The organism is Tenacibaculum profundicola (assembly GCF_057220795.1).
In genome coordinates this window covers 1,942,370-1,967,398 of the sequence record NZ_CM170137.1, presented here as the reverse complement: position 1 = coordinate 1,967,398, position 25,029 = coordinate 1,942,370, and the positions used below count along the sequence as shown (strand labels likewise).

Sequence of the window (25,029 nt, the reverse complement as noted above, 5' to 3'; positions counted from 1 at the left end):
TTTTTGTTAATTTTTTTTGTTACTTTAAGAATTCAAAAATACCTGCAGCACCTTGCCCAGTACCAACACACATGGTTACCATACCGTATTTATTATTCATTTCACGTTTACGCATTTCATCGAACAATTGAACAGATAGTTTCGCTCCTGTACACCCTAATGGATGTCCTAAAGCAATAGCTCCTCCATTAACATTAATAATTTCTGGATTTAAATCTAGTTCTCTTATTACAGCCAGTGATTGTGAAGCAAATGCTTCATTTAATTCAATTAATTCTACATCACTTTGTTTCAAATTAGCTTGTTTTAAAGCTTTTGGGATTGCGGCTACGGGGCCTATTCCCATAATACGTGGTGGTACACCTGCAGCTGCATAACTTACCATACGAGCAATAGGTTCTAGGTTCAATTCTTTCACCATGTCTTCGCTCATTACCATTACAAACGCAGCACCATCACTTGTTTGTGAAGAGTTACCTGCGGTCACAGAACCGTTCGCTGCAAAAACAGCACGTAATCTACCCAAGGCCTCTACAGTTGAACCACGACGTGGTCCTTCGTCTTTTGTAACAGTGTATTCACGTGTTGCACGTTTTCCTTTTGAATCAACATAAGTTTCTTCAACATTAATCGGTGCAATTTGATCTTGAAAACGATCTTCATCTAAAGCTTTTAATGCTTTCATATGAGATTCGTAAGCAAATTTATCTTGGTCTTCACGAGATACATTAAATTGTTGAGCAACAGCTTCAGCTGTATTACCCATACCCCAATAATAATCTTCATGACCAGCATTTACAATATCATAATTTAGTTCAGGTTTGAAACCTGTCATGGGAACAGAGCTCATACTTTCTGCTCCACCAGCGATAATACAATCCGCCATTCCTGATTGTATTTTTGCAACTGCCATTCCAATTGTTTCTATACCAGAAGAGCAGAAACGATTAACGGTTACACCTGGTACATCAACAGAGTTTAGACCTATTAATGATATAATACGAGCCATATTTAATCCTTGAGATCCTTCAGGCATAGCATTACCAACAATAACGTCATCTATACGACTAACATCAAACTCAGGTAGTTTGTCCATCATAAATTTGATGGTTTCGGCAGCCAACTCGTCGGCTCTTTTAAATCTGAACACACCTTTTTTAGATTTCCCTACGGCAGTTCTATATCCTTTTACTATATATGCTGTTTTCATTGTTTTAGTTTCTTAATGGTTTACCAGTTTTTAACATGTGCTGAATACGCTCTAACGTTTTGCGTTCAGTAGTTAAACTTAAGAAAGCCTCACGTTCAAGGTCTAATAAATACTGTTCAGTAACTTTTGTTGGTTCTGATAAATCTCCACCTGCCATAACATAAGCAAGTTTGTTCGCTATTTTCTGATCATGTTCAGAAATGTATTTAGAGGCATTCATTGAGTCTGTTCCTACTAAGAACATACCTAATGCTTGCTTACCTAAAACTAATATATCTTTGCGTTTTGCAGGCTGTGTATAACCAGCTTCTGCTAATAATAATGCGTGTTTTTTAGCTTCCGCTATTTGGCGGTCTTTGTTAACTACCACCACGTCTTTTCCTTTTTGTAATAAATTGAAGTCGTAAGCTTCATGAGCAGAGGTTGCTACTTTAGCCATACCAATGGTTAAGAAATGCTCTTGCAGTACATTCAATTGTACATCACCTTGTTGGAACAAATCTTGCGCTCGTAAAGCCATTTCTTTAGAACCACCACCACCAGGTATTACACCAACTCCAAACTCTACCAATCCGATATAGGTTTCAGCGGCAGCAACTACTTTGTCAGCGTGTAATGATAACTCACATCCTCCACCTAAGGTCATCCCATGAGGTGCAGCAACTGTAGGTATTGAAGAATAACGCATGCGCATCATGGTATCTTGGAAATACTTGATAGCCATGTTTAACTCATCATATTCCTGTTCAACGGCCATCATAAAGATCATGCCTATATTAGCACCAACAGAGAAGTTTGCCCCTTGGTTACCAATTACGAGCCCTTGAAAATCTTTTTCAGCTAAGTCAACTGCTTTATTTAATCCAGCTAAAACATCACCTCCTATGGTATTCATTTTAGATTGGAATTCACAGTTTAAGATACCGTTTCCTAAATCCTCAATAACAACGCCAGAATTTTTATATACTTCTGTTGTTTTTCGAATGTTATCTAAAATAATAAAAGCATCCTGACCTGGTTTTTTAACTTGTTTTTTAGCAGGAATGTCATAGTAGTGGGTAGCTCCTTCTTTTACAGAATAGAAAGATGTTGAGCCATTAGCCAGCATTTCAGTAACCCAAGTAGCAGGTTCTTTACCTTCAGCTTTCATCAATTCGATTCCTTTTTCTATACCTACGGCATCCCAAATTTCGAAAGGACCATTTTCCCATCCGAAGCCGGCTTTCATTGCGTCATCTATACGGTATAATTCGTCAGAAATCTCTGGAATTCTATTTTGTACATACGCAAACATTGCTGCGAAGTTTTTGCGGTAGAACTCTCCCGCTTTATCTTTACCTCCAACTAATACTTTAAAGCGATCAATTGGTTTATCAATAGTTTTTGTTAACTCAAGAGTAGCAAATTTAGCACGTTTTTTAGGACGATATTCCATCGTGTCTAAATCAAGTGATAAGATTTCCTTCTTGCCTTCAGCCGTGACTCCTTTTTTGTAGAAACCTTGTTTTGTTTTGCTTCCTAACCATTTGTTTTCCATCATCGTATTGATGAAATCTGGTAATTTAAATAGGTCGTGAGCTTCATCGTTTGGACAGTTTTGATAAATACCGTTTGCAACGTGTACTAATGTATCTAAACCGACAACATCCACTGTTCTAAACGTAGCTGATTTTGGACGCCCAATTACAGGTCCTGTTAATTTATCAACTTCTTCAATTGTTAATCCTAATTCTTTTACTTGGTGAAATAGCGATTGAATTCCGAAAATTCCAATTCTATTACCAATAAAAGCAGGAGTGTCTTTCGCTAAAACCGATGTTTTTCCTAAGAATTTTGATCCGTACTCCATTAAAAAGTCAGTTACTTCTGGCTTACAATCAGGACCTGGAACTACTTCAAAAAGTTTTAAATAACGAGGAGGATTAAAGAAATGTGTTACAGCAAAATGCTTACGGAAGTCTTCACTTCTTCCCTCATTCATAAATTTAATGGGAATTCCTGAGGTATTTGTAGAAATGATTGTTCCTGGGGTACGGTGCTTTTCAACTTTTTCAAAAACACTTTGTTTTATATCAAGTCGTTCAACTACAACTTCCATAATCCAATCTACATCTTTAATTTTATGCAGATCGTCTTCAAGGTTACCTGTGGTGATTCGATCAGCAAATTTTTTACTGTAAATAGGAGATGGTTTCGACTTTAAGGATGCCGTTAAAGCATCATTTACGAGTCTATTACGTACTACTTTGTCTTCTAAAGTTAATCCTTTTGCCTTTTCCTTGTCGTTAAGTTCACGAGGAACAATATCTAGTAGTAAAACTTCAACTCCAATATTGGCAAAATGACACGCAATACCTGAACCCATGATTCCAGACCCAATAATCGCTACTTTTTTAATTCTTCTTGTCATTTGTTATTTGTTTTTTATACAGCTTTTTTGTTGACATTGTTATAAATCAATTTATCTGTAATGAGTTTATTTATTGTTGTAGTTACTTTAAAGAAATTATCTAACTCTTTTTCCGTAATAAATTCTCTCACTTTATTGTTAAATTGATATACATGACCTTTAGATACCTCTCTCATTTTTTTTCCAAAATCCGTCAGTTTTATAATAACACTTCTACCGTCATTTGGGTTTTTTTCTCTACAAATTAATCCTTTGTCTTCCATTGTTTTTAATAAACGTGAAAGACTTGTAGGTTCCATACCCATTAAAGGGCCGAGTGAGGTTGAAGGGGTTCCTTCCTCGAAATCAATATTTAGTAAAACGAAAGCCGTTGCCATTGTACTATTATGTTTAGCAGCTTGCTCGTTATACATTTTTGCAACTGCCTGCCAAGTGGCTCTTAGTTGATGATCTATTGATTTGTTTTTGTCCATACAGGGTCAAATATATAAAAAAATATTATGCACGCATAATATTTTAGAAAAAATTATGCGTGCATAGTTTATTTTGGTGGCTTATTGACCTAAAAAAGTTATATGCGTTCATAAAGAGGTTGTTTTTTTTAACTTTGTAGTTTGTTCTGATAAAATGTTTTCGTTGCTATTAGTGATTTTAAGGGGTATGACTTGGTTATTGTGTTCGAGGAAGTTCTGAAATGGAATAGAATATAAGGTAAGAGGTTTTATAAAAAGAACCATGATGTTTTTGTAGTTTGGTTTTTTATTCATTTTGAGAAATTTATAATAGAGAGAAGGTTTAGATTGATAGATGTTCAAAATTTCATACGAGAATGTAACAATTAGGGTATAGACCTTACTAACTAATTGTAAAAAGATGTAAGTTTGTCAAAGCTTAAAAAATAGAAAACAGTGAATAATTAACTAAAAAATCAATGAAAAATTTATTAGAAATTAATAATGTGGTAAAACGCTATGGGGATTATACTGCATTAAATAATGTATCCATGAATGTTCCTAAAGGGAGTGTTTTTGGTTTGTTAGGGCCAAATGGAGCCGGTAAAACATCCCTTATTCGTATAATTAATCAAATTACGATGCCTGATAGCGGAAGCATCATATTAGATGGTGAAACATTGGCTCCGCATCATGTTGAGTATATAGGCTACCTTCCAGAGGAGAGAGGTTTATATAAAAGTATGAAGGTAGGTGAGCAAGCGTTGTATTTGGCTCAATTAAAGGGATTGTCGAAATCTGAAGCAAAAAAACGCCTGAAATATTGGTTTGATAAATTTGATATTGGAAGTTGGTGGGGAAAGAAAATAGAGGAGTTATCAAAGGGTATGGCGCAAAAAGTGCAATTTATTGTTACTGTTTTACACCGACCAAAATTGTTGATTTTCGATGAGCCTTTCTCTGGGTTTGATCCGATAAACGCCCAATTAATAGCGAAAGAAATACTCAAGTTAAGAGATGAAGGAGCTACCATTATTTTTTCTACACATAGAATGGAAAGTGTAGAGGAAATGTGCGATTATATTGCGCTAATAAACAAATCTAATAAAATTTTGGACGGAAAATTGGTTGATATAAAAAGAGAGTTTAGAACTAATACTTTTCAAATAGGGTTAAATACGGGCAATCCAAAAGAAGTAGAAGCTACCTTAAAGGAACATTTTTCGGTGTCTCCTGCAGATTTTACCTTATTTAATGAAGGTTTGAGTTTAAATGTGAAATTAAACAACGGGAGTTCTCCGAATGATCTATTGTCTTTTTTAACCAGTAAAGGTGTGGTGCAGCATTTTGTAGAGTTAATTCCAAGTGCCAACGATATTTTTATTCAAGCAGTACATAAAAACAGTTAGTCTTATGAAAAAGTTACGATTAATTATAGAACGCGAATTTATTGCCAAAGTTAGGAATAAATCATTTATAGTAATGACCTTTTTGAGCCCATTAATTATGATTGCAATGGGTTTTTTGGTGTTTTTTTTAATGAAAAAAAACAGTGAAAATGTTAAAAATATAGTATTTGTTGATGAGTCAGGTGTCTTTTCTGAAGATGTATTTAAAGATTCTGAAACTGTAAAATATCAGGATTTTACAAAATTAGGGATTGATGAGTCGAAGAAGAAGGTTAAAGAGGGTGATTTTTATGGGGTTTTATATATACCGAAAAAAGACAGCTTAGAAATTCTTTCAAAATCTATTGAGTTTTATTCAAAAGAATCTCCTAGTATGGGAATAATAGGGAGTTTAGAGAGTAAGATAGATAAAAAGATAAGAAACCAAAAATTAACTAATTTTGGTATTGATTTAGCTAAAATTAAAGCTTCTAAAATATCGTCAGATATAAAGATGTATGACTTTTCAGGTGAAAAATCATCCAAATTAAAAAATGGTCTTAAAATAGGAGTTGGAGCGATAGCAGGCTATCTTTTAATGATGTTTGTGATGATTTACGGAACATCGGTAATGAGGAGTGTAATTGAAGAAAAAACCAGTAGAATCATCGAGGTAATCGTTTCTTCAGTAAAGCCTTTCCAGTTGATGATGGGTAAAATAATAGGTAATGCGTCAGCAGGATTGCTGCAATTTATGATTTGGGGGATACTCTTGTTTATAGGTTCTATTGTAATGTCGTTGGTTTTAGGAATTAACACATCAGAGTTTTTAACGGGTAAGGTTAGTGCTGAAGAAGTAGAGGCTGCCAGAGAAATTATGGGGAATGGCGCTGATATTATTTTAGAAATAAGAAATTTACCATGGTTAACCATATTTTTTCTGTTTATTTTCTATTTCTTAGGAGGGTATATGTTATACAGTTCATTATTTGCGGCTATTGGAGCCGCTGTAGATAATGAAACAGATACACAACAATTTATGATGCCAATAATGTTGCCATTAATCTTAGCAGTATATGTTGGTTTTGCAACTGTTATTAACGACCCACATGGCCCTATATCAGTCATTTTTTCTTATGTGCCACTTACGTCACCTATTGTCATGTTAATGCGAATTCCTTTTGGGGTCGCTTGGTGGGAAATAGCAATTTCAATGGCGTTACTTATAGTAACCTTTTTAGGGATTGTTTGGATTGCTGCAAAAATTTACCGAGTAGGTATTTTAATGTATGGAAAGAAACCTTCTTATAAAGATTTATGGAAGTGGATTCGCTATAGTGGATAAATACTATTATTTCAGATGTTATTTACCGACCATAATTGTTCATGGTAAATGCCCATCTATAGGTAACACGCAAGCATGAATTTAAGGAAATGGTTGTGTAACTTTATCTGAAAATAGGTAAAAAAGAATAAAAAAGTAGTTGTTTAAAAAAAACAACTACTTTTTTTTGTTAGAAAGTAATTCTTATTTATTTTCAGCTGTATGGAAGAACTCAATAAAATACTGAATTACACATTTCAGTTTAGTAAAGAAATTAGTATTAGTGTCAGAGCTATATTAGTTTTAACAATAGTACTTATACTAGCATCTATTCTTTTAAAATTCTTTAAAAAGTTAGTTGTTAAAAGACTGCAACAGGAAGATAAAAATAAATTTGGCACTGTTTTTTCTTTCGCTAGTTGGTTGGTATACATTATTATATTTTTAATAACCCTTAGTTCGTCAGGCGTAAATGTCACCGCAATTTTTGCGGCCTCTGCAGCCTTGTTAATTGGTATTGGTTTAGCATTACAAACTTTTTTTCAAGATATAATTTCCGGGATTTTTATTATTATAGATCAAAGTGTACATGTCGGAGATATCATTGAATTAGAAGGAAAGGTAGGTAGAGTAGAAGAGATAAAATTGCGAACTACAAGAGCAGTAACGATAGATAATAAGGTGATGGTTATTCCTAATCATAAGTATTTAACCAATAGTTTATATAATTGGACCCAAAACGGTAGTACTACAAGAGAAAGTGTAAGTGTAGGTGTGGCTTATGGAAGTGATATAACATTGGTAAAAGAATTACTTTTATTGGCTGCGAAAGAGCATTCAAAAGTATTTCAACACCCAGCACCTCTGGTTATATTTGAAAATTTTGGTGATAGTGCTTTAGAGTTCAAGTTGATTTTTACATTGAATGATAGTTTTCAGGCAGCAGTAACTCAAAGTGAAATTCGATTCAAAATAGATGAATTATTTAGAGAGCATAATATCGCTATTCCTTTTCCTCAAAGAGATATTCATATTGTGAAACAATAAATATGGTGTAGACTTTAGGTAAAAGACATAAGAGCATCGCTCTTATGTCTTTTTTTGTTATATCATTTACCATCTGAATTTACCGCAATAAAACGTCCTTTTTTCCTTTCTGTTTCAATATAAAAAAAACTGATTTTTCTTTTACAGTAAATTCAAATAATAACTGGTATTATTTTTTCCATAGAGCCACTTCTTCACCATATTTAAAGTGAATAGGTGATCCATCGGAATTGGATTTGCGTAATGCTAGCTCAGGGTTCTTTTCGAAAAGCAAAATAATATCTGATCCTCCAAAAGCAAATTTCCCGAATTCAAAGCCTTTACATACATGTTTTCCTTTTAGATCGCTGTATAGATGCACCGATGAAACTTGTGCCATACCAACTGGAATAATGGCAACTTTCCCTAGCGTATTTGTGTCCATAATTATAATGCCTCTGGTTTGTTTGAATTCATATCCGTCTTCCGATGAATCAGGAGCATTAAATTGACCGTCTTTCGTTAAAACAACATTTAAGTATGAACTATCAACTACAGTTTTACATTCTAGAATAGTTCCAGACACAGGAGTATGAAATCTATGATAATCAAATGGACTCAGAAAATAATGGACAAATGTTCCATTGTTAAAATCTTTTGAATAAGGGCTTCCATCAAGAAGAGTTTCTATGGAAGAAAATTGATGCGTATGTTTTAATGTAATTTGAGGAATATTACCAATATTATCTATGGCATAATCCTTCTTATAGGTACAATCAGCCGCTGAACAAATCGTATTGTTATTGTTGGGGTTGGCGATTGGTCTTAATGGAGATATCCCCGTTTTAGGATCAGCCCCGTTAAGTTGTCGGTAAAAAAAATCATTAAAGCAAGTCCAGTTATTAATATAGTCAGATGAATTTTCTAAATGATAAGGAGGATCTGCTTTAAAAGAAGCCAAGGTTTCTTTTGATAATGAAATAGAGGTGTTTAAAAACTCCCCCCATAATGAATTAAATCCATCAATCCATATTGAGAAATCAAAGCCTGTTTTAGGGTTTTTGTAATTCTGTAAAACCGATGTTTTACCATTGATGTCAATTTTTTGATTTATTAGCCAATAGAATTGACATAAGATATCAAATATTTTTTTATTATATCCATTTGTTGTTAGGTCACTTTTCCATGCATTAGGATATTTTTTACTGCTTATCTCATTAGGAATTAATTCTGAGTAATGCGTTAGGTAAGCAATATATTGATTTTCATTCTCAGGCCATCCATTTCCGTTAAACTCTTCATTAATAGCAATGTATAGCTCTTTGTTAAGGTTGGCTATCGTTCGTTTTTTTGCGGTTTGAATGGAACTTACTAATGCGCTAGCAAATATGTTATCGGTAGCTAATTGTTTTGTTAGTTCAATAAATGGTTTGGTGTGTTTTTTTATATATGGCGGGCCGTCCAATGGTTGAAAAATTTCTATGATTGCTTCCCAGATAACCAGAGTAGGTGGGGCAGATACTTCACATTTAAATTTATAGTTAGTTCCTTCTACTACTTGTTTCGAAACAAGCAAAGGCTTATAATGAACTTCTGATTCACTTTGAATCGCTTGGTTAAAAGCGATGAGCTCCATTGTAGTTAATGACTCGTAAGGTGACCATTTACCTACGATTGTTAGATTTTCTTTACGTGTTTTAATGTCCATTTTTATTGAGGTTTGGGATTAATGTGTCTAGTAAGACTATTTAAAAATAGTCTTAGCATTAAGCATAGTAAATCTAAGGGGTGTAGTAGTTTGGTGTAACTCTTAAAAGTTATTTTAAGAAAAACAGTATAACTCAAATTTTGAAAAAATACTGATTAGTTTTTGGAATAATATCTTAAACGTAAGTTATTTAGGTATAAGTGTTTCTTTTTAGGGCTTAAGAGATGGGGGCTAAATGCGGAATGAACCACACAGGAATTAATTTTTATGAGATATCTAAAATGCTATGAAATTTCTGTATTTTTAAAACCAATAATTATAGCGTAAATAAATGCTTTTGTATTGTTTAGTTTTATGGATTTTTATGTGAAAATACTACGTTTTTCATTCAATTTTTTTTTGAATGGAATATATGGCATGAAGTATGATAAACAAAAAACATAGAGCTAATACAAATGACATCTTTTTCTATAGTAGGGAAAGAATAAAAATATAGATATGAGTAAAATATTAATAATAGAAGACGAAGCAGCAATTCGCAGAGTATTAAAGAAAATTATTTCAGAAGAAAATGACACATATGAAGTGGAGGAAGCTGAAGATGGTTTGGCGGGGCTAGAGATGATTAAAGATACAGATTATGATTTGGTATTGTGTGATATTAAGATGCCAAAAATAGATGGTGTTGAGGTATTAGAGAAAGCAAAAAAGTTAAAACCAGAGATACCAGTAGTTATGATTTCTGGTCATGGTGATTTAGATACTGCTGTAAATACTATGCGTTTAGGAGCGTTTGATTATATTTCTAAACCCCCGGATTTAAATCGTTTGTTGAATACGGTTCGAAATGCACTTGATAGAAAAGAACTTGTTGTCGAAAACAAGCGACTAAAGAAGAAGGTGAGTAAAAATCATCAAATGATTGGAGAGAGTGAGGGGATCACACATATAAAAAACATTATTGAAAAAGTAGCAACTACTGATGCTCGTGTCTTAATAACAGGACCTAATGGAACGGGTAAAGAGCTTGTTGCCCATTGGTTACATGAAAAATCGGATAGGTCAAAGGCTCCTATGGTAGAGGTGAATTGTGCGGCAATTCCTTCTGAGTTAATTGAAAGTGAGTTGTTTGGACATGTTAAGGGGAGTTTTACTGGGGCAAATAAAGATAGAGCTGGTAAATTTGAGGCGGCGAATAAAGGAACGATATTTTTAGATGAAATTGGAGACATGAGTTTGTCTGCTCAGGCAAAAGTATTGCGGGCATTGCAAGAAAATAGAATATCGCGTGTGGGTTCTGATAAAGACATAAAGGTAGATGTGCGCGTGGTTGCCGCTACCAATAAAGATTTGAAAGAAGAGATTAAAGAAGGTCGTTTCAGAGAGGATTTATATCATCGTTTAGCAGTTATTTTAGTGAAGGTGCCAGCTTTAAATGAGAGAAGAGAAGATATTCCTTTGTTAGTTGATTTTTTTGCAAATAAAATTGCAGAAGAACAAGGTACTCCAATAAAGAAATTCTCAGGGAAGGCTGTAAAGTTATTGCAAGAGTATGATTGGACTGGTAATATTCGTGAGTTACGAAATGTAGTTGAACGTTTAATTATTCTTGGAGAAAAAGTTGTTTCTGAAAATGATATAAAACTTTTTGCTAGTAAGTAATACGATTTACAAATAAATATTTCGCATATCTATTATTTCTTTTGTAGCTATTTTTGCGTTATAAAACTTAACCATAGCTTGGCTATGCTAAAGTTTTATGCCTTAAACTAACTTAAAATAATTCAATACCTATATACGAAATATTTATCTGTAAATCGTATAATACTACTTTTGTCGTTAATTTAACGGCCATAATTGTTTATGGTAAACGCGATCGATAGTTACAACAAAAAGGTTTCTGTAAGGGAAAGGGGTGTAGCCTTTACCTGAGTATCGGTATAATAGTTTATATAGATCGAAATAAAAAAGTAGAAGATTATTAATTAATCTTCTACTTTTTTATGGTGAAGGTTTAGTTTCTGTTATGATAAGTCAAATCTATCCAAATTCATAACTTTCACCCAAGCATCTGTGAAATCTTTAATAAATTGTTTTTGTGCGTCATTACTGGCATATACTTCTGATAGCGCCCTCAATTCAGAATTGGAACCGAAGATTAAATCGACTCTTGTTCCTGTCCATTTGGCATCTCCTGATGAACGTTCTATTCCTATAAAAGTTTCCTTTGATTCGGAAACTGGTTTCCATTCTATATCTAAATTTAATAGATTCGTGAAAAAGTCATTAGATAATGTCTCCGGATGGTCTGTAAAAACACCATGTTTTGAACCATCAAAATTAGTGTTTAATACACGCATTCCTCCTAATAATACGGTCATTTCAGGAGCAGTTAATGAAAGTAATTGTGCTTTGTCAATTAACAATTCTTCAGAAGAAACGCTATAAGTTGCATTTTTATAGTTTCTAAAACCGTCAGAAGAAGGTTCTAGTACAGCGAAAGATTCTTGGTCTGTTTGTTCTATAGAAGCATCGTTACGACCAGGACTGAAAGGGACGGTGATGTCAAAACCTGATTTTAAAGCAGCTTTTTCTATGGCTGCTGACCCCCCTAAAACAATTAAATCTGCCAACGAAACTTTTTTGTTGTTAGACTGAGCGTTATTAAAGTCTTGTTGAATTTTTTCTAAGGTATTTAGAGTTCCTGATAACTCTAGAGGGTTGTTAACTTCCCAATACTTTTGTGGAGCGAGACGAACTCGGGCACCATTTGCACCGCCGCGTTTGTCAGAATTTCTAAAAGTTGAAGCGCTAGCCCATGCAGTAGCAACGAGTTGAGAAATAGATAAATCTGTATTCAGTATTTTTGCTTTTAAATTGGCGATGTCATTAGTATCAATTAGTTCATAATCTATGGCAGGAATTGGGTCTTGCCAAATTAATTCATCTGAAGGCACATCGGTACCTAGGTACAAAACTTTTGGTCCCATGTCACGATGAGTTAATTTGAACCATGCTTTCGCAAAAGCATCGGCAAATTCTGCGGGATTTTCATAAAAACGTTTCGAAATAGGAGCGTATACAGGATCTAATTTTAAAGCCATATCTGCCGTAGTCATCATTAAATCTTGCGTCTTTGATCTATCATGAGCCTGTGGAGCTTTTCGCGCTTTAGAGGCTGTTGTGGGTTTCCATTGATGAGCACCAGCAGGACTTTTTGTTAATTCCCATTCGTATCCAAATAACACATCAAAGTAATCATTGTCCCATTGAATAGGGTTTGGAGTCCAGGCTCCTTCAATTCCACTGGTTATAGTAGCATCACCAACACCTGTTTTAAATGTGTTTTTCCATCCTAAGCCTTGTTCTTCTATACTTGCTCCTTCAGGTTCTCTACCTACATACTGATCTGGATTAGCGGCTCCGTGCGCTTTTCCAAACGTATGCCCACCAGCAACCAAAGCTACAGTTTCTTCATCATTCATCGCCATTCTTCCAAAGGTTTCTCTGATATCTATCCCTGAAGAAATGGGGTCAGGATTACCATTAGGACCTTCAGGATTTACATAAATTAGTCCCATTTGAACTGCACCTAATGGGTTTTCAAGCTCTCTTTTACCCGTGTATCGTTTGTCTCCTAGCCAAGTAGTTTCAGGGCCCCAGTAGACATCTTCTTCAGGTTCCCAAAGATCTTCACGACCACCGGCAAATCCATAAGTTTTGAATCCCATAGTTTCTAAAGCTCTATTTCCGGCAAAAATCATAAGGTCTGCCCAAGAAAGCTTTCGTCCATATTTTTGTTTTATCGGCCAAAGTAACCTCCTCGCTTTGTCTAGGTTTCCGTTGTCTGGCCAACTATTTAAGGGAGCAAATCGTTGAGTTCCGGATCTCGCGCCACCCCTACCATCATGTATTCTGTAAGTTCCAGCACTGTGCCAAGCCATTCTAATAAAGAACGGACCATAATGACCATAATCTGCAGGCCACCAATCTTGAGAATCTGTCATGAGAGCATCAACGTCATTGGTTAATTCCTCTAGGTCAATTTTTAGAAATTCTTCAGCATAATTAAAGTTATCTCCCATCGGGTTTGATAAAGATGAATGTTGTCGAAGAATATTCAATTTTAATTGATTTGGCCACCAATCTCTGTTGGTACTTCCTTCTCCAGCTCCATGATTTAGCTGACCACTTGAAAAAGGACACTTCCCTTTTCCGTTGGATTTGTGTAAGTTAGTGTCTTTCATGTTTTATTTAATTTTGTTACGTTCGTGTTTCACAAATTTACAATAAAGCATTTAATAATTTTTATCTATATTTTTTATTTTAGTATAATTTTATGTTATGATAGTTTTTATTGTTATGTTTTATAGTGTTTTAAGTGCTTTCTATTTGTAATACTGATACTTTCTTTGGTTAAGTATTGATAATTTCTATTAAACTATAAGATTTTTTTTTTGTTTTTAGTCTTTTAAAACTAATAAACAAAATACATTTGTGTTAGTTTTAAATAGAACATATAAATTATTAATCATAAAAAAAAATAGAAAATGGCTACATTAGTAGGTAAAAAATTTCCAGATTTGAACGTTGATGCAATGAATGAAATGGGCGATACGTTTAAGTTAAATATTTTAGAAGAAGCAGTAAATAAAAAGAAAAAAGTGGTGTTATTTTGGTATCCAAAAGACTTTACTTTTGTATGTCCTACAGAATTACATGCTTTTCAAGAAGCTTTATCAGAATTTGAAAAAAGAAATACTATTGTAATAGGTGCATCTTGTGATACTCCTGAAGTTCATTTTGCTTGGTTAAATCAATCAAAAGATAACGGAGGTATAGAAGGAGTTACATACCCTTTATTAGCAGATAGTAACCGTAATTTATCGTCAATCTTAGGGATTTTAGACATTGCTAATGAAACGTACGATGAGGCTACGGGTACAGTGCAAGTTGAAGGAGATAACGTAACTTATAGAGCTACTTATATTATAGATGAAGAAGGAACTGTTTTTCATGAAGGAGTGAATCATATGCCTGTTGGTCGTAATGTAAATGAATATTTACGTTTAATAGATGCGTATACTCACGTTCAAGAAAAAGGAGAAGTTTGTCCTGCAAACTGGGAAGAAGGAAAGAAAGCAATGGAGCCTAACGCTAAGGCTACAGCAGAATATTTAGCTGTTCATTAATAAAAACTAAGTTCGTGTTTTGCATTGTTGTAAAACACGAACTTCATCTTCACTACAAGTTAAACGTGTAACTTTTTAGTTAGACGAAAATCTTTAAAATTTAAAATCATGGTACAAGAATTAAGTCAAGACAATTTAGCGCAAATTGTTTCCGATACAAAAACGGTAGTTGTTCAATTTTCTGCAACATGGTGCGGGAACTGTAGAATAATGAAACCAAAATTTAAGAAAATGGCTGTTGAAAATGATGCAGTATCATTCATTATTGCAGATGCAGAGAAATTTCCTGAAAGTAGACAATTAGCAACGGTTGATAATTTACCAACATTCGCGGCTTTTGTTGACGGTAAGTTAGTAAATCAAGTGCAAACTAATAAGTTTGATGTATTAAAAGAGTTGGTAAACGAAGTTGTATAAGTTATGAAGTTACCAGTAATTAAACAGTTAACTTCTTTTATAGAAGAAAATGACCAAGACTACATATTGGAAACTATCGAAACGCTTGAAAACTTGACAGAAGTCTCTTCCTTAAAAGATGAGGAGTTAGACGTCATTGGTGAATTGATTTCAAATATGTACGGCGCTATTGAAGTAGCGAAAATGATGCAAGAAGGAACACCTAAAAAAGAAGCATTAAATAATTTTATGCAACGAGTTTTAGGATCGATAGATAAATAAGAAACCGAGTCAAACTCGGTTTCTTATCTTTTTACTGTTGTAGTTTTTGAACAACGTGTTTTCCGATTTTTTTTCCTTGTTTTAACCCTTCTACAACGGCAGCTCTATAGTGGATTCCTCCATATAATCTACTGATTGCAGCCTCATTAGCTGCTTCATAAAATGATGAAAAGGTTCGTGTTGGTAGGCCGTAGGGGATTTCAGTATCGTCATCAAAACTAAAATTATCACCAAAAATAAAGGTTAGTATCTCTGATGCCGCTCCAGAAACAACAGAGTGACCACTTGAATATTCAGGAAAAGGAGGTGTTTGAAGTATAGGTTCCCAACTGTCATCAATGTATTCTTTTATTAATGTTTCAGGTCTTACAAGATTACTTCTGTATTTTTCATCCCAACAACTAATAAATGCGTCTGCTATGGTTATGGACGTTTTGGTGTATGCAGCTACCGTTTTTTGAAAATCAGCTTTTGTTTTTCTACAAGCGATTTTACATATACCTATCCAGTGTCCACCAGGGGTTATTTTCTTTTTGGCAAACATATAGTGTCCTTTTGCAACAGATACATAAGGGTTACAATCCCAAAATTGCGCAATAGCGATTTCTTCAGAATCATCACCAACTTGTTTTATTTTTTTATTTATCTCATAAACTTCCAGTAATTCATCATAAAACTTCGTGGCTTTTTTAATAGAGAACTTTGGATGGGGCTCAGGTTTAAATTGACTTGCTGAATCAAGCACGAAAGGTCTGATTTTATTCCAATGTGGTTCAATAGCATCCATATAAGAGGGTGGTGTAGGAGTCCATTTTGATATATCACCGCTATTTGTTGAGATATTGTATTCAGGGAGAGTTCTAGTTTCTCTATAGTTATCTTTGTTTATCCATTTTATAATCTCTTTTGAATAGTAAAGACCGTGTTTTTTTGATGCTGCAAATTCATTTGAGTTTTCATGCTCCCATTTTTGATATAAACTATCTCTATAACGAGTCATTTCATCTACAGAAAAGATTAATTCTTTAGAAACGTCTAGAAATGCAATTAAAGCCGATAGTTTAATATTTACATTTTTAGCGGGGAGTAATGGAGCGAAGTTGAATTTACTTTTTTTGCAGGTAATCTTATCCAAACCTGTTTTATTATGGTTGTTGAGAACCTCAAAGGCGGCAACATTTGGGTAGGCGTAAATTCTGCTTGCAACAGGGGGAGAAAAAACATCATGAGTAATTATTGAGTTTAATTTGTCAACCGTTTCGTGATACAGTTCTGAATTAATGTCTATCTTCTTGGGTTCTGTTGTGTTGCAGCTAATTAATAACAGAACAACAGATATGGTAAGTGTTTGTTTAAATAAAGTCATTTCGTTTGTTAATTATTGATCGTGTATTCCTTAATAGAGTCATTGTTTGAAATTATTAACAGTAGTTTTTGATTTTTAAGAGCAATTACTTCTGATAATTTAACTTGACTATTCACAGGGTCAATTCCTACATCTGATAATTTTTGGTAATTATTAATATCTTTAACTAAAATTCCTTTGTTACTTTCATAACCGCCATGGTAGGTGTTCACTGACTTCAGGTTACCAAAAACTAGAAGGTGAGGACTTTGATTTAGGGTTACTTTTTGAAAGTTATTTATAGGCGCTAATTGAAACATTTTCGGGAATTTGACAAATTCATTAAAACTTCCATTATCGTTTTTAAGATATCCAGAAGCAAGTTGATTTATAGTGTATTTGGTCGCTTTTTTTACTGCTTCTGGCGTTAATATTGTCTCTATCGGTTGCATGGCATAATCACTGTACTTAATAAATCGTTTTTTGATAATATTCATTTGAGAAGCTAATTCATCTTTAGAATGGATTGGGTAATACTTACCATCCACATGATATGCTAAGACCGTTTCATTTTTGCCGTTTTTATCAAAATCAGAATGGTACATCAAGAGTGGTGCTTCGTTTGATGCGTTGAATTTAGTGTTTAGCCCCCAATTTCCTAGCAAAATATCGAGATCTCCGTCATTATCTATGTCAAACGTATTCACAGTTTGCCAAAGTCCTTTTAGAGATGATTTTTCGTTGACAAGTGTTAGTTTGCCTTTGTTATTAATAAAAATTTTGGGTGCATCCCATTCTGTAGATACGATAAGATCTTTTATACCATCATTGTTTAGGTCTGCCCAAATACCATCAGTAACTTTAGATTCAAGTACAAAATTTTCGTCAGGAACAAAATTTCCTTTACCATCATTTTTAAGAAGGAAAGAGCTTACTTTCAAACCAAAATCATTTGGATTAGATCTATTCCCTACAAATAAATCAATATCACCATCCATATCATAATCATAGGGTTTAACACAAGAGGTATTATATCGATTCTTAAACAATGTTTCTGATTTTTTGAAACGACCGTTTTCATTTAGGTATAACCTATCTATTTCAAAAGAGGACATTCGTAACGAATGCAAACCCGACCCGACATAAAGGTCTAAATCATTGTCTCCATCAACATCAACTAAACTAGCACAAGTATCTTCGAATAGTGAATCTTTTGAAATTGCATGAAAATTTTTTTCTTGGATTTTGTTTCCATTGTTTATGAAAAAACTTGGTTTTTTACCTGAAGCATTTCCAATAAAAAAGTCTTGAAAACCATCATTATCAATATCTCCTTTAGCGAAACCAGGGCCTGATGTTGAAATTTTATATGGAATTAATCGTTCATTATAAAAATCATTATAAAAATCTTCTTTATGAACATAATCCACTAGACTTGTCTTTGTAAAAGTTTTTTTCGATGGTGTTTTGGAAGGTGTCCAGTTTTGAAGGTTACTTTTTGCATAAGTAACTTGAATACTCTCATTAGATTTTGGGTTGAGCAAAGTTTGAATTTTATTGTCAGGCCAAATTACCTGTACTGAGTCTATTTTGGAAATAGTATCTAATCCAAAATGAAGTGAATTGCTAACCGACGAAATAAATCCTCTTGAATTAAATAACTGTTTTGTTTGTTTGCCTTGCTTATTGTAGAGAACAACTTTAGTACCAATTCCTTTTTTGTTGCTGCCTTTATAATCAAAACTAATTTTGCTGTAGTTTTTTTTCGAATTTGTAGTGTTTTGATATATTTGAGCGAATTCATTAATATTGTTTGTTACAATGTCTAAGTCACCATCATTATCTAAATCAGCATAGGCAGCTCCATTGGCTAAAGAAGGAATATTTTCTATCCATTCTCCATTTTTGTTTTTGAACCCGCTATTTCCTCCTTTAAATATTTGATTTGGATATTTACCATTTGGCATTTCTTCTAGTGATTCTAGCAACCATGATTTGTTCGATTTGCTTGTGCTTTTGTCTTTAAATTTGCTTGAAATATACATTCTAAAGTCTAGGTCATTTGGTCGTCTAAGAATTCCATTGGCAATAAATAAGTCTTGAAGACCATCGTTATCAAAATCTGCGAATAAAGGCGCCCAACTCCAATCGGTATCAGAAACTTCATTGTACAATGCTTCTTCATGAAAATAGTTTGAGCTATTATTTATCTGAAGCATATTTCTGGCATATTGATCTTGATAGCCCATTTTTTTGAGGATGTATTGTACGTTAAGCATTGCATCATCACCTTCTGATTCTTTTAAAACTCTTTCATCTTTTGGAAGCATATCAAGTGTAATAATATCTTGCAGTCCATCACCGTTTATATCAGCTGCATCACTTCCCATAGAAAATCTGCTAATCATAGAAAATGATTTGGCTAAAGATTCAGTAAAGGTACCATCATGATTGTTTAGATAATAATAATCATCTTCATGAAAGTCATTACAAACATAAATATCATCCCAGCCATCATTGTTAAAATCAGCTATAGAAGCACTGAGCCCATATCCATTCTCTCCTCCATATATTTTAGCTTCCTCGCTAACGTTGTTGAATTTATTATGGTCGTTTTTCAAAAGTACGTCACCTGTTAATGCGGTGCGCTTTTTTCTTAATAATGCCGGTCCGTTAGAGGTTTTTGTGTGTACAGCATGATTGACGATATATACGTCAAGATCATTGTCTTTATCGTAATCAAAAAAGTAAGATTGGGTAGAATAGCCAACATAATCTAAATTGTACTCTTTAGATTTTTCTGTAAAAGTGTTGTCTTGATTATTAATGTATAGTTCATTATGACCTTTAAACCCGAGTAGTTCGCTTACAGCACATATATAAATATCAAGATATCCATCGTTATTTATATCGACCATGGTAACTCCGGTTTGCCAATCAGCGTTTCCTTTAATTTTTGCTGATTCGCTAATATCTTCAAACTCTAAATTTCCTTTGTTTAGGTATAATTTATTGTCTCCTTTATTGGAAACGAAAAAAATATCTTCTAAATTATCATTGTTGATATCCCCTATAGCTACCCCTCCACCGTTATAGTAGTATATATAATTTATAATGTTTTGATTGATTTCATCTTTTATTTGATTTTTAAAAGTGATACCGGTTTGTTGAGGAGATAATTTATTAAGAAGGTAGTCTTTGTTTTTATCTTGATTACAGCTGTAAAATATGATTGCAACAAATAGTAGGATGGTTTTTCTCATTGTTTGAGTTTCTTGAATTAAAGTTATCATGTTTGAGGAACATTCTAATCAATAAGGATGTTTGATCAAATAGATTTTTTCCGAGTGTACCAGTACCAGGAGAAAAACTAGTTACTCGTAAATTTAAGGTTGTAAAAGTAGTAATTTTTTATGATAATTTAACATTGATATGTTTTTAATTAACGAATTTTAAGTTTTTTATTGATGATAAGGAATGAGATGTTGTTAATACTATATTTGATTTGATAATATAGAGGTGTTGTCAATACTTATTATACGATTTACAGATACATATTTCGTATATAGGTATTGAATTATTTAAAGTTAGTTTTGCGTCCTAAAACGCATGCTTGAACACGCTATTCGTAAATGGAATTCTTGTAGTTTCTAGTGCGTAGAACCAATCAGGTAAGTACCGTGTTTTTTGTATTCAGTGATTCGTAAGGTTGTTCTAATGTTTAATGCCGTTGATCACTTGAAATAACCATCATAAAACTCCTATTTTCGTCTTTGTACCAGTAAATTCAAACGGTAAACGGTATTACTTTATTCGAAAAGGGATAAGGTCAAGGTTATACTTGATTATTAAAAAAGGCATCATTTTGTTATACAGTAATTTTGAACTATAAATGATGTAATTTATGGATAGATTCCGACTTATGTCGTTAACTTTCTATAGTCAAGTTATGTTGTTTTTTTTGAATAAAAATCAATGATGCGTTAGTTGCGTAATGATTTCTGTATGTTCTGGAAACAATTGAATCAATGCTTTCTTTTTTGGTAAAACGAAATCATTAAAGTCAAACCCAGGAGCAACGGTACAACCAGTAAAAGCAAATGAATTTTTAGTGATTACTTGTGCAGCAAACCAATAACCTGCTGGAACTACGAATTGTGGTACTTCATCATTTTCTATATCGTTTCCAATCATAACGAAAGTGTATTCTCCTTCTGGTGAAATCATATGAAGTTTTAGGGTAGTTCCTAGGTAGAAATGCCAAATTTCGTCTTGGTTTATTTTATGAAAAGCTGAAAATTTATCAGAGGTTAATAAAAAATAGATACAAGTACTAAAATTTCTATCACCAATGAAATTACCTGGCAGGTTCTTGTTTTTAATGAGGCCACTACTTCTATAGGTTTCTTTGTAGTACCCTCCTTCAGGATGTTCTGTTAACTCAAATTTAGTTATAATTTCTTGTGCGGTCATTCTTGAGAATCTTTCTGTTCGTTTATTTTTTTTATAATTGCCTTCAATCGCTCTTTAGTGCGCTGCTTTTCCAAACGAATTTTGTTTGTTTTTTGTTTCATTAGGCGGCTGTGTTTGGCTTTATTTACGGTGTTTTTCTCTTTTCCTTTTTTAGCCATTTTGTCGTTTTTTAATGATAAATAATCCTAAAAAGGTAATTAATCCGTTAAGAACTAGGATGAAAAACTCGAAATTAAAGCCCCATAGTGCGTTTGTCATAAAATTGATACCAAATGATAAAAAGGGAGATAAGATACATATAAAAGGAACCCATTTATCTTGAATTTTTAAATTGGTAAACAAACCAAAAGCGTATAAACCAAGTAAAGGGCCATAGGTGTATCCTGCAAATTGAAATATTTTAGCAATCACACTAGCGTCTTTGATAAAGTATTTAAAAATTAAAATTGTTGCTATTAAAACAACGGAGAATAAAACATGTATTTTTTTACGAATTTGTTCTTGCTCTAGCTTATTGTCTTTTTTGTCAATACCTAAAATATCAATACTAAAAGAGGTTGTTAACGAAGTTAGCGCACTGTCGGCACTAGAGTAGGCTGCTGCAATTAACCCTAATAAAAAGAATAGAGAGGTTGCAATTCCTAAATTACCATTCATGGCAATCATAGGGAACAGTTCATCTTTGTGGGCATTAATTCCGTTTACCGTAGCATAATCTGTTAATAAAATACCCAAGGCTAAAAAGAAAAAGTTAACAATAACCAATACAATGGTAAACCAAAACATATTCTTTTGTGCGTCTTTTAAGTTTCGGCAAGTTAAATTTTTCTGCATCATATCCTGATCTAACCCTGTCATTACAATGGCGATAAAAGCACCAGATAAGAATCGATTCCAAAAATAATTTCCAGCTTTAAAATCTTCAAAAAAGAATATTTTAGAAAGTTTATTTTCAGTTACGTAAGAAAATAAGCTTTCAATTTCTAAAGAGTCTTTGATCATTACAATACATACTCCCACAGCGATTAACATAAATAGTGTTTGTAAGGTGTCAGTCCAAACAATGGTTTTTATGCCTCCTTTAAAAGTGTACAACCAAATCAGTAAAATTGTAATTGTTACTGTTACCCAAAATGGAATTCCGTAGGCATCAAATAAAATTAGCTGCAATACGTTTGCAACAAGAAATAGACGAAAAGAAGCGCCAATAGTTCTAGAAAGCAAAAAGAAAGAGGCGCCTGTTTTGTAAGAGTAGTATCCAAAGCGATCTTCTAGGTAGGTGTATATAGAGGTTAGGTTTAAGCGGTAGTACAAAGGAAGTAAAACCAAACCAATAACAGCATAGCCTACTACGTACCCTAATACCATTTGCATATAGCTCATTTGTTGCCCCTCTACCCAACCAGGTACAGAAATAAATGTAACACCAGAAAGGGATGCCCCAATCATTCCAAAAGCAACTAGATACCAAGGAGAAGAATTATTAGCTTTAAAAAAGGTTGCGTTATTTGCAGATTTACCTGTAATGTATGAGATCAAAATAAGGATACTGAAGTATCCTAAAATAAGTAATATGATGTATAGTGGTTGCATTGGATTGAATTACGAATTATAAATCACGAATGTACTAAATTTAGTTTTCAGTAGTACTAATCTATAATTCGTAATTCCAAAAAGCGTTTACAACTCAATGACTATATCTTCTGTTTTTCTCCGTACCTTTTCTAGGTCTTTCATGAAATCATCTTCAGCTCTAAAACCTATTGGTAATACAAGAACAGAGGTTAAATTGTATTTGTCGAGTTCTAAGATTTCGTCATATTTTTGAGGAACAAACCCTTCCATAGGACAAGTATCTATTTTTTCATTAGCAGCTACCGTCATTAAATTTCCTAAAGCAATGTATGCTTGGTTTTTCATCCATTGATGCAATTCATTTTGAGATTTATTAGAAATATCATTTGAAAGCATTTGCTTAAATGGGTTTAAAATAGCATCAGGTGTATTTCTAATTTTTTTAACTAATTTAAAATAGTTATCTACATCTTCAACGGAAAACTCTTTCGGTATTGCTATAATCATAACATGTGAAGCTTGAGCTACTTGCTGTTGGTTCCATGAATGAACCACTAATTGGTGCTGTATTTCTTTGTTTTTAAGAATAATCAATTTTATTGGTTGCAAACCGTAAGAAGTAGCTGTTAAGTTAAAAGCTTCTTTTAAAATATTGATTTGGTCTTCAGTAAGGTACTTGTTTTCGTCAAATTTTTTAACGGCATAGCGCCATTTTAAATTTTCAATATTACTGTTCATACTCTTTTTGAATTTTAAGACACAAAAATAGTGTAGAAAAATAAAAGATGACTAGAAAAACTATTGTAAATCTTGATACTATTATAAATAATTATTTAGAATATGGCGGTCAGTGGGCAAGAGGTTTGTTGCGTTAATCAAAGATTTTCGTTTTTTTTTATTAACTTAATACACTGTAAAAATGCTAAACTAAAAATTTATGAAAGAGAAGTTCTTACATTTTTTATGGAACCACAAACTTTTTCGGATTCATGAAACAAGCACCGTTGATAAAGAAGAGCTCATTGTTGTTAAGTCAGGGTTGTACAATACGAATTCGGGGCCAGATTTTTTAAACGCTCAACTTAAAATAAACCATCAAACTTGGGTAGGTAATGTAGAAATACATGTAAAATCATCAGATTGGTATGCCCATAATCACGAGGCAGATGAAAATTACGATGCAGTTATTTTACATGTAGTTTGGGAGCATGATGCCGAGGTGTTTATGAAGAATAATCGATCATTACCGACTTTTGAATTAAAGGAATTTGTAGACAAAAACGTACTTAATAGGTATGAGAAACTACAGTTAAAAGAAAAGAAATGGATTTTTTGTGAATCACAAATTGAGAATGTGCCTCCCTTTTTGTTTGCGAATTGGTTAGATAGATTGTATATAGAACGGTTAGAACATAAATCAAATTTAATTAACGAATTACTGCGGAAATCTAGAAATAATTACGAAGCAGTACTTTTCTGGTTGTTGGCTAAAAATTTCGGATTAAAAGTAAATGGTGATGCTTTTTTAACATTGGCAAAATCATTTGATTATTCTGTATTGCGAAAATTACACTTTAGCTCCTCCGGATTGTCTGCGCTGCTGTTTGGACAGGCTGGTTTTTTAGATGAAGACTTTCAACACCCTTATTTCTTGGAGCTAAAAGAAGAATATCAGTTTCTTAAGCATAAGTTTAGATTGAAACAACTGAATAAAAATAATTTACAGTTTTTTAGGATGCGACCGGCAAATTTTCCTACAGTTCGAATAGCACAATTAGTAGCATTAGTTAGTAAACATCATCAATTGTTTTCTAAAATAGAAGAGCTTTCGAGACTGGAAAAATTTTATGAGTTGTTTATGGTTGAGGTAGATGAGTTTTGGAAAACTCATTATACGTTTGAAACCGAAAGTAAAAAATCTTCTAAGAAGTTAACACGATCATTTATAGATTTATTATTGATCAATACCATTATTCCGATGAAGTTTGTTTACATACAAAAAAGAGGGGGGGGAGAAATAAATAAACTACTAGACCTATTGCAAGAAATGAAACCCGAGAAGAATACTATTGTTTCTAAGTTTTTAGAATTAAATATTAACGCTAAAAGTGCTTTTGAAACCCAAGCATTACTAGAGCTTAAAAATAATTATTGTGTTAAAAAACGTTGTTTAGAGTGTGTTATTGGCAGTAGTTTACTGAGAGGGAATTAACAATGAGCTATAATAAAGTTATGATTGATTTTTTTA

19 protein-coding genes are annotated in these 25,029 nt (G+C 33.1%); 8 read left to right on the top strand and 11 right to left on the bottom strand.

Annotated elements, in window-relative coordinates:
- Positions 1–19: 19 nt before the first annotated feature.
- Genes AC2TDS_RS08345 through AC2TDS_RS08335 form a run of 3 tightly spaced genes read right to left on the bottom strand, consistent with a single transcriptional unit; the run spans position 20 to position 4,093 of the window.
- Complete coding sequence (locus tag AC2TDS_RS08345) at positions 20–1,210, bottom strand: acetyl-CoA C-acyltransferase (protein WP_484738638.1); 1,191 nt, start codon at positions 1,208–1,210, stop codon at positions 20–22.
- A 4-nt stretch (positions 1,211–1,214) separates the two neighbouring features.
- The gene (locus tag AC2TDS_RS08340; protein ID WP_484738637.1) at positions 1,215–3,620 is read right to left on the bottom strand and encodes a 3-hydroxyacyl-CoA dehydrogenase/enoyl-CoA hydratase family protein; all 2,406 of its coding nucleotides are present in this window, start codon (positions 3,618–3,620) and stop codon (positions 1,215–1,217) included.
- Between the two features lie 14 nt (positions 3,621–3,634).
- Complete coding sequence (locus AC2TDS_RS08335; protein WP_484738636.1) at positions 3,635–4,093, bottom strand: MarR family winged helix-turn-helix transcriptional regulator; 459 nt, start codon at positions 4,091–4,093, stop codon at positions 3,635–3,637.
- Positions 4,094–4,551: 458 nt separating this feature from the next.
- On the opposite strand from AC2TDS_RS08335, the gene AC2TDS_RS08330 reads away from it, so the two are divergent.
- From AC2TDS_RS08330 to AC2TDS_RS08320, 3 genes are all read left to right on the top strand, one after another.
- Positions 4,552–5,481, top strand: a complete 930-nt coding sequence (locus AC2TDS_RS08330; protein WP_484738635.1) for an ABC transporter ATP-binding protein — start codon at positions 4,552–4,554, stop codon at positions 5,479–5,481.
- Between the two features lie 4 nt (positions 5,482–5,485).
- Complete coding sequence (locus AC2TDS_RS08325) at positions 5,486–6,805, top strand: ABC transporter permease (RefSeq protein WP_484738634.1); 1,320 nt, start codon at positions 5,486–5,488, stop codon at positions 6,803–6,805.
- Positions 6,806–7,006: 201 nt separating this feature from the next.
- Complete coding sequence (locus AC2TDS_RS08320; protein ID WP_484738633.1) at positions 7,007–7,831, top strand: mechanosensitive ion channel family protein; 825 nt, start codon at positions 7,007–7,009, stop codon at positions 7,829–7,831.
- A 169-nt stretch (positions 7,832–8,000) separates the two neighbouring features.
- Here the strand turns inward: AC2TDS_RS08320 and AC2TDS_RS08315 are convergent, their stop codons facing one another.
- Positions 8,001–9,518, bottom strand: coding sequence for a phosphatidylserine decarboxylase (locus tag AC2TDS_RS08315; protein WP_484738632.1), 1,518 nt, complete (start codon positions 9,516–9,518; stop codon positions 8,001–8,003).
- A gap of 498 nt (positions 9,519–10,016) precedes the next feature.
- Between AC2TDS_RS08315 and AC2TDS_RS08310 the strand changes: the two genes are divergently transcribed.
- Positions 10,017–11,180, top strand: coding sequence for a sigma-54-dependent transcriptional regulator (locus tag AC2TDS_RS08310; protein ID WP_484738631.1), 1,164 nt, complete (start codon positions 10,017–10,019; stop codon positions 11,178–11,180).
- Between the two features lie 362 nt (positions 11,181–11,542).
- On the opposite strand, the gene katG is transcribed toward AC2TDS_RS08310, so the two are convergent.
- The gene (gene katG, locus AC2TDS_RS08305; protein WP_484738630.1) at positions 11,543–13,765 is read right to left on the bottom strand and encodes a catalase/peroxidase HPI; all 2,223 of its coding nucleotides are present in this window, start codon (positions 13,763–13,765) and stop codon (positions 11,543–11,545) included.
- Between the two features lie 303 nt (positions 13,766–14,068).
- Here katG and AC2TDS_RS08300 point away from each other — a divergent pair, with 303 nt between their 5' ends.
- From AC2TDS_RS08300 to AC2TDS_RS08290, 3 genes are all read left to right on the top strand, one after another.
- Complete coding sequence (locus AC2TDS_RS08300) at positions 14,069–14,710, top strand: peroxiredoxin (RefSeq protein ID WP_484738629.1); 642 nt, start codon at positions 14,069–14,071, stop codon at positions 14,708–14,710.
- 108 nt (positions 14,711–14,818) lie between these two features.
- On the top strand, positions 14,819–15,127 hold the full coding sequence (locus AC2TDS_RS08295; protein ID WP_484738628.1) for a thioredoxin family protein: 309 nt from the start codon (positions 14,819–14,821) through the stop codon (positions 15,125–15,127).
- A 3-nt stretch (positions 15,128–15,130) separates the two neighbouring features.
- Positions 15,131–15,388, top strand: a complete 258-nt coding sequence (locus AC2TDS_RS08290) for a DUF6952 family protein (protein WP_484738627.1) — start codon at positions 15,131–15,133, stop codon at positions 15,386–15,388.
- A 31-nt stretch (positions 15,389–15,419) separates the two neighbouring features.
- On the opposite strand, the gene AC2TDS_RS08285 is transcribed toward AC2TDS_RS08290, so the two are convergent.
- From AC2TDS_RS08285 to AC2TDS_RS08260, 6 genes are all read right to left on the bottom strand, one after another.
- Positions 15,420–16,754, bottom strand: coding sequence for a vanadium-dependent haloperoxidase (locus AC2TDS_RS08285; RefSeq protein WP_484738626.1), 1,335 nt, complete (start codon positions 16,752–16,754; stop codon positions 15,420–15,422).
- Between the two features lie 8 nt (positions 16,755–16,762).
- Complete coding sequence (locus AC2TDS_RS08280) at positions 16,763–19,996, bottom strand: VCBS repeat-containing protein (RefSeq protein ID WP_484738625.1); 3,234 nt, start codon at positions 19,994–19,996, stop codon at positions 16,763–16,765.
- 709 nt (positions 19,997–20,705) lie between these two features.
- Positions 20,706–21,206, bottom strand: coding sequence for a cupin domain-containing protein (locus AC2TDS_RS08275; protein ID WP_484738624.1), 501 nt, complete (start codon positions 21,204–21,206; stop codon positions 20,706–20,708).
- Positions 21,203–21,364 carry a hypothetical protein gene (locus AC2TDS_RS08270; protein WP_484738623.1) on the bottom strand — a complete coding sequence of 54 codons (162 nt, stop codon included), beginning with the start codon at positions 21,362–21,364 and terminating at the stop codon, positions 21,203–21,205. The genes AC2TDS_RS08275 and AC2TDS_RS08270 overlap by 4 nt, the downstream gene beginning before the upstream one ends.
- Positions 21,357–22,799: a sodium:solute symporter gene (locus tag AC2TDS_RS08265; RefSeq protein WP_484738622.1), complete on the bottom strand. Its 1,443-nt coding sequence runs from the start codon at positions 22,797–22,799 to the stop codon at positions 21,357–21,359. Before AC2TDS_RS08265 ends, AC2TDS_RS08270 begins: the two co-directional genes overlap by 8 nt.
- Positions 22,800–22,886: 87 nt before the next feature.
- Positions 22,887–23,519 carry an NAD(P)H-dependent oxidoreductase gene (locus AC2TDS_RS08260; protein ID WP_484738621.1) on the bottom strand — a complete coding sequence of 211 codons (633 nt, stop codon included), beginning with the start codon at positions 23,517–23,519 and terminating at the stop codon, positions 22,887–22,889.
- 199 nt (positions 23,520–23,718) lie between these two features.
- Between AC2TDS_RS08260 and AC2TDS_RS08255 the strand changes: the two genes are divergently transcribed.
- Positions 23,719–24,993 carry a DUF2851 family protein gene (locus AC2TDS_RS08255; protein WP_484738620.1) on the top strand — a complete coding sequence of 425 codons (1,275 nt, stop codon included), beginning with the start codon at positions 23,719–23,721 and terminating at the stop codon, positions 24,991–24,993.
- Positions 24,994–25,029: the final 36 nt, after the last annotated feature.

Coding starts and splice junctions, on each gene's coding strand:
- AC2TDS_RS08270 (WP_484738623.1), bottom strand. CDS start 21,364: ATGGCTAAAAAAGGAAAAGAGAAAAACACCGTAAATAAAGCCAAACAC.
- AC2TDS_RS08265 (WP_484738622.1), bottom strand. CDS start 22,799: ATGCAACCACTATACATCATATTACTTATTTTAGGATACTTCAGTATC.
- AC2TDS_RS08255 (WP_484738620.1), top strand. CDS start 23,719: ATGAAAGAGAAGTTCTTACATTTTTTATGGAACCACAAACTTTTTCGG.
- AC2TDS_RS08295 (WP_484738628.1), top strand. CDS start 14,819: ATGGTACAAGAATTAAGTCAAGACAATTTAGCGCAAATTGTTTCCGAT.
- AC2TDS_RS08340 (WP_484738637.1), bottom strand. CDS start 3,620: ATGACAAGAAGAATTAAAAAAGTAGCGATTATTGGGTCTGGAATCATG.
- katG (WP_484738630.1), bottom strand. CDS start 13,765: ATGAAAGACACTAACTTACACAAATCCAACGGAAAAGGGAAGTGTCCT.
- AC2TDS_RS08310 (WP_484738631.1), top strand. CDS start 10,017: ATGAGTAAAATATTAATAATAGAAGACGAAGCAGCAATTCGCAGAGTA.
- AC2TDS_RS08325 (WP_484738634.1), top strand. CDS start 5,486: ATGAAAAAGTTACGATTAATTATAGAACGCGAATTTATTGCCAAAGTT.
- AC2TDS_RS08315 (WP_484738632.1), bottom strand. CDS start 9,518: ATGGACATTAAAACACGTAAAGAAAATCTAACAATCGTAGGTAAATGG.
- AC2TDS_RS08345 (WP_484738638.1), bottom strand. CDS start 1,210: ATGAAAACAGCATATATAGTAAAAGGATATAGAACTGCCGTAGGGAAA.
- AC2TDS_RS08260 (WP_484738621.1), bottom strand. CDS start 23,519: ATGAACAGTAATATTGAAAATTTAAAATGGCGCTATGCCGTTAAAAAA.
- AC2TDS_RS08300 (WP_484738629.1), top strand. CDS start 14,069: ATGGCTACATTAGTAGGTAAAAAATTTCCAGATTTGAACGTTGATGCA.
- AC2TDS_RS08280 (WP_484738625.1), bottom strand. CDS start 19,996: ATGAGAAAAACCATCCTACTATTTGTTGCAATCATATTTTACAGCTGT.
- AC2TDS_RS08330 (WP_484738635.1), top strand. CDS start 4,552: ATGAAAAATTTATTAGAAATTAATAATGTGGTAAAACGCTATGGGGAT.
- AC2TDS_RS08290 (WP_484738627.1), top strand. CDS start 15,131: ATGAAGTTACCAGTAATTAAACAGTTAACTTCTTTTATAGAAGAAAAT.
- AC2TDS_RS08335 (WP_484738636.1), bottom strand. CDS start 4,093: ATGGACAAAAACAAATCAATAGATCATCAACTAAGAGCCACTTGGCAG.
- AC2TDS_RS08275 (WP_484738624.1), bottom strand. CDS start 21,206: ATGACCGCACAAGAAATTATAACTAAATTTGAGTTAACAGAACATCCT.
- AC2TDS_RS08320 (WP_484738633.1), top strand. CDS start 7,007: ATGGAAGAACTCAATAAAATACTGAATTACACATTTCAGTTTAGTAAA.
- AC2TDS_RS08285 (WP_484738626.1), bottom strand. CDS start 16,754: ATGACTTTATTTAAACAAACACTTACCATATCTGTTGTTCTGTTATTA.